Raw genomic sequence first — 13,139 nt, forward strand, 5'->3', positions numbered from 1 at the left:
AAACAAGTCACGGGACTTGTTTCTTCATAACACACGGAACGGACGGACGCTGTCGGATGGTTTTAAGCGATAGGTAGCAACCGGTTTAAAGTGGCTGTTCAGCGTCTTGACCCGGAATTCGGCCGTTTTAGTAATTTCTTCGAGGACATGGTACGTTTTCGTTTTCGCATCATACGCATAATCAATCAAATCATCTTTACTATCATATAAGACACGGACTTGTTTCGTCTTATGGTTGATTTCATACATCCGGTCCTGATTAAAGATCAGTTCGGTTTCTTTTGTAAGGGTTTGTGTTTTCTCGACCCCGCCTTTTACATGTTGATCCGTTGTCATCATTTTCGTACTACGCTGTTTTTTGACGTCATACGACAAGACTGTCAATTTTTCATTTTTTTCCGAACGGATGCCGTAAATCTTCAATTGTGAACCGGCTAGACGAATGTACTTGGCATAGATTAATTCTTTGATGGTCTCATGCTGGAGAGGCTTCAATGATGTTGGATCAAAGGTATGGAGTTTGATCGAGTAATCGACTCCTTTCATATGATCTGCCAGCACATACAATTTGTCACCGGTCACGATCAAATCTTTTCCGAAGCCGGTATAACGTTTTGATGCACCGATTTTCTTGAAATCCAATGTATATTTCGAGAGTGAAAATTGATTGATTGTCGACAAGCTCATCACGTAATACACATTTTTGTATTTCTTAATCCTCATCGTTGCCGGCTCAATTTGTTTGATGATCGTCTTACTATTTTTTAAATTGATGACACGGTCATGATACGAGCTGTATAACAGTCCGTCATGCAGACGATCAGCGCCTTTCAGCGCATAGCGCACTGTTTCAATCTTTTTGTTGCCGATATAGGTCTCGAATGTCGTGTGCGGCTGTTCGTAACTTGTTGAAACGACTTGATAGGTATCTTTTTGCGCTGCTACAGCGTGATTGAATCCAACAGTCATACTAACAACTGTTGCTGCCATCAGCAGCTTATAAGCTTTTTGCATAAGTTACACCCCTTCTTGAATTTTTCATAATACCTGAAACGGCATCATACGGGCAGTTGACTGAAACTTATAATCGGCAACCGGTTTGAAGTTGCTGTTCAGCGTCTTGACACGGAAATTACTTGTTTCGAAATTCCCTTCGAGGACGTGATAGGTTTTTGTTTTGCTGTCGTACGCATAGTCAATCAGTGCCTGTTTACTGCTGTACAGAACCCGGACCTGTTTCGTCTTTTGATCGACTTCGAGCATCGAATACATATTGAACACCAAATCCTTTGTCGACGATAACGCTTTTGTATCATTGACCCACATGACGGGTTGCTTGGATGTCAAAACGATTTTCCCTTGTTGTTTTTTCAAGTCATAAGACGCAATCGACAACTCTTCTCCTTCTTCTGTTTTATTGCCGTAAATTTTCAACTCATTACCGGCATGGCGGAAATGAAACGCAAAAACCATCGGCTTGATTTTCTCAAGATGGAGAGACGTAAAATGTTTAGTATCAAACGTATGTATTTCAACCGAATTCGTTTCCGCTTTCATGTTATTCGCCAGAACATACAATTTATCTCCGGTTACGATCATGTCCCGCCCATGACCGACAAATCTTTTCGTCTGGCCGATTTTTTTAAAATCAGACGTATATTTTGTCAGCGAAAATTCATTGATCTTCGACATGGACAATGCGTAATAGACATTTTTATACTTCGTGATCCGCAGTGGCGAGTCGGCAACTTTTTGGAGTGTCGTCTTGCTGTTTTTCAGGTTAATGACACGGTCACCGTAGGAGCTGTACATTAATCCGTCATGCAGACGGTCGACACTGCCTAATGTATAACGTACCGTCTCGATTCGTTTGCTGCCGATGAACGTCTCAATTTGAGTCAACGGCTGACTGTAACTTGTCGACGCGATCTGGTAGCTGTCTTGTTGTGCCGAGACATCTTGACTAAAACCGATTGAAGAACTGACAATCGTTGCTGCCATCAGCAGCTTGTAGCCTGTGTGCATGTTTTCCATTCCTCTCCACACGAACCGTATTAAGGTTCCATCAACAGTCCCGTATTTCAGACTTGCTATGTTCCCTTCATACAAATAATACCCATTTAATGGCACACGGTGAGCTGTGAATCATCAAATGGGTCAATCTGTTTTTTGAAATTCATTTCGGTGAGATAGCCCCAAGTTACGATGAGGCGTTTACCCCTTACATTATTTCCATATTAAAGGGTTATTTATTTATCGTATGTTATAATTATACAAATAATGATTTTGAGGAGTTCATATGAAAAGAATACTCGTCATTTTATTAAGTGGAAGTTTATTTGTCTTGGCTGGGTGTAGTCAATCTGATACAGAGAGCACTGGTAGTTATGCGATGATTGTAGTGGTGAATAACAAAGAATATAACGGAACAGAAGCTCAATTGGATACATCCAAGCAACTTGGGGAAGAAATCAACAAAATAATCAAGAAAACTAAAGCCAATGAGATGCCTCAAGGGAATAATCAATCGAATTACTTTCCGGTCGGATCGAAAATCTATTCCGTTAAGGGAACGGAAGATTATATCATCGTAAAAGACAAAGAAAATAAAAAGTGGCTTTTAGAAAAAGTGATGAATAGAGAATAGAAAATTTCTCTTTCATTACTTTTTTCAGTTGTAGTAATTATGGCTCCGCACTATCAGAATGTTCGCTACTTTAACGACTAAGTTCGATGAGAAATCTAAAAAACCGATTGGGGAAATCCGTATGATATTAAATGTTGATGTACATATTCGAGCGATGACCTCTCATGATTTTTATTTAATGGTGAAGTGGTTAAATAATCAGAAGGTATTAGAATTCTACGAAGAACCACCTTCCAAATTAGATGAAGTAATACATAAATATGTTCCTAGAATTAAAGGTGAGCATTATGTTACACCTTGTATTGTAGAGTACAAAAGCGAACCCATAGGTTATATGCAGTACTATAAAATTCAAGAAATTGATTTGGAAAAATATGATCTTCCAAAAAATCAAAATATTTATGGTATAGATCAATTTATTGGAGAACCCCAATTATGGGGCAAAGGTATAGGCTCCATGATGATTCAAATGATGCTGGAGTATCTTTGGAATGACAAAGATGCTTTAAAGGTCGTATTAGACGTTAAGAAAAATAATAAAAGAGCAATTTCAAGTTATAAGAAATGCGGTTTTACGCAAAATAAAGAGTTAAATCATGACTCACTTTTAATGGAATGGACAAAAGAAACATGAATTAACTTAATAACATTCTTCAATGAATATCTGGAAACAATTTAAAAAGGCACGAACGCTTATCTAACAGCGTTTCGTGCCTTTTCCTGTGAACCTATTGCAATCAAATGCAACAGAGCCTATTTTTTAAGAACCGGCCGCATCGGATCAAAAACGGTTTTCGCATCAAAGAACGGATCCAAAACGTTGGTCTTCCCGGCAATCGCTTGGCGGAGCCGGATTCCGTCGACATTGATCCGCGCCTGTCGGTAATAGTCTTTCCCCGCCTGCTTCCAGGCATGCTGCGAGGCATCCACGTTATAAAAATAGCGGAAGCCTTTTTGCGTCAAGTACCGGTATTTGTCGCCGCTGTACCCATGCCAGTCCTGAATGTCACTGCCGTACGGATAAATCAGCTGGCGGGTCGACCCGATCAGTGGCATGACGTCACGGTTGTAACGGTCCGTATCCGCTTGAATAGTCGCCAGACTGACCTTCCCGACTGAGATATGACCGTACGTGTGACTCGCAAACTGCCAACCGTCTTTTTTGAGCGCGGTTGCCGTTGCTTTCGCTGCTTGACGCGCCCGTTCGACTTTGGCTGACTTGCCGTACTGGGCATACGATGACCGGTAACCGAGGACACCGTTGTATCCGGTGATGCCGAGCACTCCTTTGGCGCCGCGATACGAAAAATCGGGATGTTGCGCAACAAACTGATCGACGACCGGAACGAGATCGTAGGCCCCATCTGCTTTACCGGTCATCGTGTTTGTGATCTGTCCGTTGTGTTCTCGTAACGTCGTCGCAAATCCGTCACCGGTCATGTATTCATAGTAATTGACGTCATCCTGCGACAGGACGAGCGGATGCTTGCCCTTCGGAAACGCGAGTGCCGTCTCTGTCATCCGTCCGTCTTTCCACGCAGCAAGATCCGTCGGTCGGACAAGGACGTAGTTCCGCTCGTACAGTCCACTCAGAATCCGTTTAAATTCGCCGAGCGTCACCATGTAATCGTCATAACCCCGCTCTTTCCGGTCTCCGTCAAAGGCACGCTTCGGCTCCGCAATCAACGAATGGAAAAACAGATGCGGCACGGCGGTTCCGCCTTTGATCGGAACGAGCTTTGCTTGTTTCGCCACGTATTCTGCCCGCTTTTGTTTCGCTTCCGCCGTCTGTAGCCGGTCAACAATCCGGATCGCCCGCCCGTAATCATACTGCGCGGCCATGCCGTCCGCCCGTTTCAGTTCCTGCTCTATGTAGGCCTCATCCGTCGCTTGCCGCTTTTTGGTCTGTTCCGTTCCCGTCTGCTTCGGTTTCACTACCGGTTTGACTGTCGGTTGACCACAACCGCTGACAAGCAAGATCCCAGTAAGACCAAGTCCGATCCATTTGCTGTTCATCTTTATCCCTCTCCTTTTTAGAAATCTGATTTCCCTTCTTAATTATATCCCTACCCGATTATTCAGTCGATTAACTATTTTACCGGGGCATTCCAGTTCGTTATGTCCCCCATCCAAAGCGGAAGTACACAAACCGGTCCGATGGGTGTTTAATAAGGGACGTAATGAAAACACACGGAGGTGCAACACATGATTGAACAAAACGTAATCAATGGAGTTTGGTATAACACAGAAGAAACGATTCCGGTCTTTAACCCGGCAACAAAAGAATTACTCGGACACGTACCAAGCAGCACAGCTGACGATGCAGCACGTGCCGTCGATGCGGCAAGTACAGCTTTCGTTGACTGGTCACAGCGGACAGCCGATGACCGCGCTGATAAAATTGATGCCTGGTACCGGTTGATTCAGGAACACCGGGATGAACTGGCGGATATCATGACACGCGAACAAGGGAAACCGTTCGTCGAAGCACGCGGGGAAATCGACTACGGCAATCAATATGTCCGGTGGTACGCAGAAGAAGCGCGCCGGATTTACGGCGAAACGATTCCGGCATCTGTTCCCGGAAAACGGCTCTTCGTCGAAAAAGAACCGGTTGGTGTCGTTGCGGCAATCACACCATGGAACTTCCCGGCGGCGATGATTACACGGAAACTCGCGCCGGCCCTCGCTGCCGGCTGTACGGTCGTGCTGAAACCGTCGGAAGAAACACCGTATACGGCACTTCGTCTCGTCGAACTTGCGATCGAAGCCGGTATTCCGGCTGGTGCTATCAACGTCTTGACGGGTGACGCGGCAACGATCAGCGGTGTCTGGCAAGCGGATTCGCGTGTTCGTAAAATCACCTTTACCGGCTCAACAGCGGTCGGTAAATTGATCATGCGTCAAGCAGCGGATACGATGAAAAAACTGTCGCTTGAACTCGGTGGACATGCGCCGTTCATCGTCACGGAAAATGCCGATCTCGATAAAGCCGTCCAAGGCGCCATCCGCTCGAAATTCCGCAACGGCGGACAAGCCTGTGTCGCAACGAACCGCTTTTATGTCCAGGCATCGGTTCTTGATGCCTTCACTGAAAAATTCGTCGCCGAAGTCAACCGTTTGAAAGTCGGCAACGGTCTTGATGCCGATTCGACAATCGGACCGTTGATCAATGCGAAGGCTGTCGCCAAAGTTAAAGCACACATTGACGATGCCGTCGCAAAAGGCGCAACGATTTTAACGGGCGGAACGATTGACGACTCTGTCGGTTACTTCGTAACACCAACCGTGCTCGGTAATGTCACGGAAGATATGATCTGCATGCAGGAAGAAACGTTTGGTCCACTCGCTCCGATCTCCGTCTTCGAAACACTCGACGAGGTCATCGAACGTGCGAACAACACACCATATGGTCTTGCGGCATATGCGTTCTCGGAAAAAATTGACGAAGCGCTTCAACTCGGTAAAAAACTCGAGTACGGCATCGTCGGCTTGAACGACGGTGCACCATCGGCTGCCCAAGCACCATTCGGCGGTTACAAAGAAAGTGGACTCGGTCGTGAAGGCGGTGTCTACGGTATCGAGGATTATCTTGAAGTCAAATACCTGTCACTCGGTTAATCACAAAATCGGGCCAACTTATAAGTCGTTTCAAAACCAATAAAATGGCCGATGATTCCTTCTTTCCACGGAATCATCGGCCATTTCTATTCAATTTTTTTATCAAAATTAGACGAGAATACTCCTACTTCTAAACGTTCAGGGCGAAGCCCTAGTGCAGGTGAGAGATGACTCCTCTTCGGGCAAGACGTGTCTTACGACACGTCAATTGTCGGACGCTTTTGATTTACACGGTCAAAAAGGATAACCATTTCTCCTGTAATATCCACAACGAAATATATCTTTTTTACTCTAGTAGATTTGTACAATATACCGGGGTCTGAAAACGAAAAACCCAAGTGGATGCACTTTAAAAGTGATTTCCATTTGGGTTTAATCCAAAGAGAGCAACCAATTTTTATATTCCGAAAAATATTAACTAGTAGAATGAACACTTAATATGTCTTTACCAAGGGTTCAATATAGTCATCAGAAAATAAGCTAAAGATATATGCAAAATACTTCATAAAATCCCCCAAAATTTAAATGGATTCTTATGGCTAAAAACTCCCTATTAACGAGGACACTATTAAAGTACCTAACACTTTGAAATTAATGAAAATACTTTATCACTTTTCTTTTATTGCTGTTACAGTCAAATCTATTGTTGAAGAATTTGGAGAAGTAGATTCATTTTCTTTTAGAAAATCTTCTATCAATTTGTGAAAATCTTCCCATTTTTCTTTGGTCAAAGAAACGCTTCCTAAGATAATTTTCACGCTATCTTCAAAACTCTCTTGTTGCAAATCTTGTTCCAAAAGATTAATCATTTTTTTTTGGCTTAACAAATAATAATGTAAAAACCTCTCGAAATTGTCTTGAAGATAAGTTCTATTGAGCACTATTTCTTCAGTGAATAAATGGTTGCTCGAGTATCCATTTTCAATTAAATTTCCTATTTGTTTCTGATCTTTGATTCGAAGAACATCAACATTTAAGAGCTTATTAATTTTGTAATATAGATTCGAAGAAGGAATATCAAGTTTTTTAGATAATTCTTTTCGCGTTAAAGTTTTATCAGCAGTTTCCTCAATAATTTTATAAGAAATATCATCAAATATTAATTTTGTTATTTCGTTTACACTTGACATTTATTTTACTCCTTAGAATACAATTTTAAATTCTCGATAGTCGGTAAATTTCTCAGACTAGGATTTAACAAGTAGAAGAATCCTATAATTATAAAGGATCCCGCTCCTAAATACATGGTAATTAAGGGAGACGTGTGAGATGCAATAACCCCGATAGCAACGGCTCCTATCGGAATAGCAATGAATAAAAAACTATCACTAATAGAAAGTACACGAGAGAGAAAGCGTTCTTCAACTGCATTTTGATTGAGAGTTAGAAAGACAATATTCATTATACCAAATGGAACCATTGATAATCCTAATAAGATAAATGTCAATACTAAAAATGGTTGTAAAAGAGCAGTTATCCATATAGTTGCCGTAGCTAGCGGTAAAAATATGAATACCGTCCCTATTTTAAATTTCATAAATAGAGGACTAAGTATACTACCAAGTAATAATCCAATTGAAACAGTAAACATTAAAAAGCCGTAGTACTTTGAGTTACCTAAAAAGTTTGCAAAGTCAGGTAAAATGGCGCCTATTCCACTGATCAAACCATTAGCAAACATAAATGGGAGCGTAATAATTAGTAGTTTACTAGAGATGAAATATGATAAGCCTTCTTTTAAATCAATTCTGTATTCTGATGAATTTTCTTTCTCAAACGTATTTTTAACTACATTCTTTTTCGAACTACTATATTTAATTTTTGTGAAAAAAAGACAAGCAAGTAGAAAAGTAACGGCATTGAACAAATAAATATCTCTAATCCCCACATACAAGATGATAAGGGAAAAAGCTCCAGTGATAATAAGACTTATTATTTCTTGCAAACTATTATTAAATGAATTAAATGGTCCGATGTTCTTTTTTTCCATTATTAACGGGACTATACTCATTTCAGCCGTACCTTGAAAATTCTCTACAAAAGCTAATAGCGTAATAACTACAAAGACTAAATAAACATTTTCAACGTTCAATATAATAGCTATTGGGATAATAGCCATAATTAAAAATTGAATTAGCTGAGAGTTTATTAAAATTTTTCTCTTGTCTGCACGATCAATGAGTGGACCAAATAAAAAATTGAAAACTTGTGGAATGGATATACAAGCAACCGCGGCTCCAGTAAATATTGTATTTCCTGTCAATTCATAAATATACCAGATGACTGCAATTTGATACAAACTATCTCCCAACGACGAAGCAGTGCGGCCAGCCAATAAGTATTTTGCATTGTGTTCTTGTATGAAATCCATAAATACCTCCAAAAAAATTATTTTTATCGATAAAATAAATTTATCAAATTAAATTTGTGTATGCAATCACTTAAATAAAAATTTTTTATTCGATAAAACTAATTATTTAAATTTGTTGAAATTAAATGTATTATTTAAATTATCAGAAAACTAGGAGGTGAAATTATATGAAGTTGTCTACAAAAAAAGCACCGAAAGATACAGTGCAGCACGACGGTTTGTCAAATTAAGCGCAACACTTCTTCGGAGAAGACCTCGTATGCGGTTTTCTAATCCAGACGCTTTCGTGGTCAATTGTTGATCCTAGAAAGCGCATGATTCAATTCTGTTGAGCTTATCATTCCGAAGTTCGTTCCCTTTGAAAAGAACTCACATAGAAGACCATTGGCGTTCTCATTGCCTCTTCATTGTTATGAAGAATATAGATCTGCGAAGTACATTGGGATACCGAGGTAGTCCTGTATCCGTTCATGATAGCTGAACTCCTTATCCTAATCCGTTGTCAAGGTGGATGGTCTCTAGTTAGTTGGACATAAACCTTAAGGTCAATTAGACTTAGGAAAATTATGAACAGCAGAGGAGAATCACCTTCATGAATAAATGGGAACGAAGAATTTTTAGCGATTCATTCAAACAACAGATGGTTCAACTCCATAAGAAAATTGTCTAATTTAGTGTTGACAATCCACCTTTTCAATAGCGAAACCTTTCGTCTGTACGTCACACAGTGTCACATAAGGAAAAGGAGGGAAATTCCCCGATACACTCCGGAAATCCCCCTCCTTTTGTTCATTTTTATCAAGAGACATCCTCACTTTTAAGTCAATCCTATATTTCCATTCATTCTACATACTCGTAAAGAACGACACTCTCAATATAGTGAATGAACCGGCGTAACTCTTTTTCTTCTTCTCCGGACAAATCGCCTTCCTTCGACATCGAAGCGATTTCTTGACGCTGGACTTCGATTGCCCGTAAACAGAGTTCTTCTTTTTGTTGATCGACGTCGGCTTTCCCGCCGACCGGTGACGACCAGCGGGTATGCTTAAAGCGTAACCGTTTGTAGAATTCGAGCACGCTTTGGACGACATCGACCGGATAATCGCCGCGGCATCCTTCGAGCCGGGCGATGACTTCACCCATGACCTGTTCGTACAGTTCGTGCTCGACTTGTGTCAGGCGGATCAACTGGTCGGACGACATGTTCGACCGTCTCCGTTTCCAAAGGATCTTCCGGATCGGTTGTGTCAGCCTGAACCGTGCCTCTTTGTCAATCGCTTCGCGTCGGTTGTCGATTGACCGGAAAACTTCTTTTTTCAATTGGTCCGGTGTCTCATGATCGGCAAGGAACTGTTTCGTGAAATCACGTTCCCACTGGACCGCTTCGAGACGCAGTTTTTTCAGTTGTTCATTGAAGTGAGTCAACTCTTCTTCACTCTTCTCCTGTGCCCGTAACAGTCGTAACATGACATGGTATTCATTTAACAAATCAAAGGCGACGGTCGAGTTTTCTTCGTTGACGACCTGCTTGATTTCCGTGATGGCGCGTGTCACCATCCGTTGTTTAAACGAATTCAGATCCAGTTCCGGTTGGGCATCTGCCTCTCCGCGGTTGAGCAGCGGCAAGAGGACTGTCGCCAGAACGAGTGTGAAGATGATGACGCCGGCCGCAAGGAAAATGATCAGCGACCGTTCCGGGAACGCTTGTCCCGAGTTCGTTAAGAACGGTAACGACAAGACCCCGACCATCGTGATTGTTCCGCGGACGCCGACGAGTGTCGTGATGACATCCTGTTTAAAGGACGGTTTTTGATGATCCGCTTTTTTCAGGAAACGGTGGTCGAACCAATTGAAGAACATCGTCCAAACCAGACGAATCAAGAGGATGACCCCACCGATTTCAATGACGAACAACATCAAGCGCCAGTTGTTGATTGCGTCATCGGCAAAGATTTCCCGCGTCGCTTCCGGTAACGTCAAGCCGAGTAACAAGAAGATGATCCCGTTTAAGATGTAGGCAATCATCGTCCAGATGTTGTCGGTCAACGTCTGCTCCTGGGCAAAAAACGTTTCTGTCCGTTCCTTGATCAAGGCGTGGAGAATCCCACCCGTAACGACGGCGATGACACCGGAGGCATGCAAAACTTCTTCGGCGACGAAGAAGATGATGAACGGCGTCAAAATTTGCAACAAGGCATAAAAGACGACATCTTCAATCCCTGTTCGGCGTAATTTCATCTTCAACCAGTTCATTGCGATGCTGATCGCCAGACCCACGACGGCTCCGACGGCGAACATGTAGATGAATTCGGTCGTCGCTTGTTGAATCGAAAAGTAACCGGTGACGACCGCTGCGACCGCATAACTGAAGGCAACCAGTCCCGACGCGTCATTGATCAACGACTCTCCGCGGACTAAGTTGAGAATCTGTTCCGGTATCTGGACCCGTTTCGCAATCCCGTTGACGGCAATCGGATCGGTCGGTGAAAGAATCGCTGCAAGCGCAAAGGCTGCCGCGAGCGGAATCACCGGCACCAGCCAGTTGATGAAGTAACCGCCGATGATCGTCGTCAGCAACACGAGGACGATTGCATTTCCGAAAATCGCAGCCCGCATCTTCCAGAGTTCTTCGCGCGGGAAATGTGAACTGTCGTTATAAAGGAGCGGTGCAATGAATAACAGCAGGAACCATTCCGATTCGACTTCAATCTTCAGCCCGCTGATTAACAATGCGGCAATCGTTCCGACGAGAATTTGAATCAAGGCGGTCGGGATGAAGCGAATGTAATGCCCGAGTACTTGCGTCAAGATGATTAAGGCAAGCATTAATAAAATCAGTGATAACGTTTCCATAGAAAACCCCTTCCATTCTTTCACTGTTTCTCTGGTTATATCGTAACATAATTTCTCACTGACTTAGGGGATTCTCCCCTTTTCAATCGTCATATGCCGCAAGCAACGCGTGCGCTTGGTTTTGAAGATCGTCGATCAGTGACGTTGGTTCCAACACCTTGACCTCCCGACCGAGCCCAAACAATTGCCGGCCGAGAAACGGTAATTCAGCAACAGAGACCGACCATGTGCGTTGTTCATTCAGCGGCAGGATTCCTTCAAGCAATCGTTCTCCGAGCGTTGTTAATTCCAAGCGGACCGTCACCTGTTCCCCTGCCTGTCCGTGTTGGTCGGCCTCTTCGAACGTCATCCGGTCTGACGGGAGGGTCGTCTGTTGCACCTGTTCCACCCGGTCGACCCGGTACTGGCGCAGCCCCCGGTCCGTCTGCGCGAGCAGATACCAGCGGTTGCGATCAAACGTCAGACCGATCGGATCGATTAGGATTGTCCGCCGACCGCTTGTCGTCTCGTACGTGATTTCGCCTTTGACTTCCGCCTCCATCAAACGCAGCAAGTCACGCGTCAAAGGAGACGGTGGCGTATCCGGTCGCGCAAAGCGGACCCGTCCTTTTAAGCGGTCCATCTTGGCTTCGAGATCAGACGGCAGTTCATGCAGATACCATTCGGCAAGATTGCCCCGCAACGCACCAAACGGCAAATCGGGAATCTGTCCGACCCAGTCGAGCATCAAAAACAGCGTGATGGCTTCCTGTTCCCGTAAGGCGAGCGGCGGCAACAACCGGTTCGGCAGGACACGGTACCCGCCGGTTGCTCCCCGTTCACTGTAAATCGGGTACCCGTTCGCTTCGAGTTCGAGCAAATCACGCTGGATCGTCCGCAAGGAAACTCCGCAGGCGTCAGCCAGCTCCCTTGCCGTCAGCAGTTGTTGCCGGTTCAGCAGACGCATGACTTTTAAATGACGACTTTTCATAAAAAATCCCCTCTTTAATTACGACATCTTTTGTCATGATTATACCGTAGACTAAGTATAGAACAAACAACAGGAGGAGTTACAATGACAAAAACCGTTTTATATATCGCCTGCAGTTTAGATGGGAAAATCGCCCGTTCAAACGATTCGCTCGATTGGTTGTTTGCCATCGAAGGCGACGGTGACAATGGGTACGCGACGTTCATGGAAGACGTCGGTGCCGTCATCATGGGTCGAAAGACGTTTGACGAAGTCTTGGTGCTGAGCGAAGAGTATCCGTACCCAAGCATCGACAACTATGTCTTGACCCGGCAACCGGGCAAACAATCGGAACACGCAATCTATACGAATGAACCGCTCGATGCCTTAATTGACCGGATCAGTCCGACGATTGACGGTAAGATTTGGCTCGTCGGCGGCGGTGAATTGATTCAAGAAGCGTTACGTTTGCAACTGATTGATCAGCTCGAATTGGCGATCGCCCCGGTCGTCCTCGGCAGTGGAATCCCGCTGTTTCCGGAAGGGACGCTTGAGACCAGCTTCCGGCTGACCGGTTGCCGTCCGTCCGGACAATTCATCATGGCAACGTATGACGTCTTGAAATGACCTGCCAGACAGAAAAAAACCTTTGAAACAATGCAGTTGATTCATGCATGTGTTCAAAGGTTTTTTCTTGA

At 43.8% G+C, this 13,139-nt stretch carries 11 protein-coding genes and 1 pseudogene; 4 read left to right on the plus strand and 8 right to left on the minus strand.

All coding sequences use genetic code 11. From position 1 onward, the window contains the following. Positions 1 to 24 precede the first annotated feature (24 nt). Both P397_RS0109350 and P397_RS0109355 read right to left on the minus strand, forming a co-directional pair. The gene (locus P397_RS0109350; RefSeq protein ID WP_028106322.1) at positions 25 to 1,014 is read right to left on the minus strand and encodes a hypothetical protein; all 990 of its coding nucleotides are present in this window, start codon (positions 1,012 to 1,014) and stop codon (positions 25 to 27) included. Positions 1,015 to 1,038: 24 nt separating this feature from the next. Next, the gene (locus P397_RS0109355; RefSeq protein ID WP_051523959.1) at positions 1,039 to 2,025 is read right to left on the minus strand and encodes a hypothetical protein; all 987 of its coding nucleotides are present in this window, start codon (positions 2,023 to 2,025) and stop codon (positions 1,039 to 1,041) included. Between the two features lie 274 nt (positions 2,026 to 2,299). On the opposite strand from P397_RS0109355, the gene P397_RS0109360 reads away from it, so the two are divergent. Further along, positions 2,300 to 2,647: a hypothetical protein gene (locus P397_RS0109360; protein ID WP_028106324.1), complete on the plus strand. Its 348-nt coding sequence runs from the start codon at positions 2,300 to 2,302 to the stop codon at positions 2,645 to 2,647. Between the two features lie 121 nt (positions 2,648 to 2,768). Further along, positions 2,769 to 3,281, plus strand: coding sequence for a GNAT family N-acetyltransferase (locus tag P397_RS0109365; RefSeq protein ID WP_028106325.1), 513 nt, complete (start codon positions 2,769 to 2,771; stop codon positions 3,279 to 3,281). Between the two features lie 119 nt (positions 3,282 to 3,400). On the opposite strand, the gene P397_RS0109370 is transcribed toward P397_RS0109365, so the two are convergent. Then, entirely contained in the window at positions 3,401 to 4,663 is a 1,263-nt protein-coding gene (locus tag P397_RS0109370) for a polysaccharide deacetylase family protein (protein WP_035414143.1), read from the minus strand. A gap of 189 nt (positions 4,664 to 4,852) precedes the next feature. Here P397_RS0109370 and P397_RS0109375 point away from each other — a divergent pair, with 189 nt between their 5' ends. Further along, on the plus strand, positions 4,853 to 6,268 hold the full coding sequence (locus P397_RS0109375) for an NAD-dependent succinate-semialdehyde dehydrogenase (RefSeq protein WP_028106327.1): 1,416 nt from the start codon (positions 4,853 to 4,855) through the stop codon (positions 6,266 to 6,268). Positions 6,269 to 6,876: 608 nt separating this feature from the next. Here P397_RS0109375 and P397_RS17610 read toward each other — a convergent pair. From P397_RS17610 to P397_RS0109395, 5 genes and pseudogenes are all read right to left on the minus strand, one after another. Continuing rightward, positions 6,877 to 7,398, minus strand: coding sequence for a winged helix-turn-helix domain-containing protein (locus P397_RS17610; protein WP_051523961.1), 522 nt, complete (start codon positions 7,396 to 7,398; stop codon positions 6,877 to 6,879). 5 nt (positions 7,399 to 7,403) lie between these two features. Continuing rightward, on the minus strand, positions 7,404 to 8,639 hold the full coding sequence (locus tag P397_RS0109385) for an MFS transporter (RefSeq protein WP_028106328.1): 1,236 nt from the start codon (positions 8,637 to 8,639) through the stop codon (positions 7,404 to 7,406). Positions 8,640 to 8,908: 269 nt separating this feature from the next. After that, positions 8,909 to 9,127: pseudogene (locus tag P397_RS18180) on the minus strand (transposase); the annotation flags it as partial. A gap of 352 nt (positions 9,128 to 9,479) precedes the next feature. Then, on the minus strand, positions 9,480 to 11,492 hold the full coding sequence (locus tag P397_RS0109390; RefSeq protein WP_026833030.1) for a Na+/H+ antiporter: 2,013 nt from the start codon (positions 11,490 to 11,492) through the stop codon (positions 9,480 to 9,482). Positions 11,493 to 11,574: 82 nt separating this feature from the next. Further along, positions 11,575 to 12,462 carry a helix-turn-helix transcriptional regulator gene (locus tag P397_RS0109395; RefSeq protein ID WP_028106329.1) on the minus strand — a complete coding sequence of 296 codons (888 nt, stop codon included), beginning with the start codon at positions 12,460 to 12,462 and terminating at the stop codon, positions 11,575 to 11,577. 84 nt (positions 12,463 to 12,546) lie between these two features. On the opposite strand from P397_RS0109395, the gene P397_RS17255 reads away from it, so the two are divergent. Then, positions 12,547 to 13,068 (plus strand): dihydrofolate reductase family protein, encoded by a 522-nt coding sequence (locus tag P397_RS17255; protein WP_035414146.1) that lies wholly within the window; start codon positions 12,547 to 12,549, stop codon positions 13,066 to 13,068. The last annotated feature ends 71 nt before the right edge of the window (positions 13,069 to 13,139 follow it).

It is taken from the genome of Exiguobacterium undae DSM 14481, from assembly GCF_000620805.1.
Taxonomy (GTDB): domain Bacteria; phylum Bacillota; class Bacilli; order Exiguobacteriales; family Exiguobacteriaceae; genus Exiguobacterium_A; species Exiguobacterium_A undae.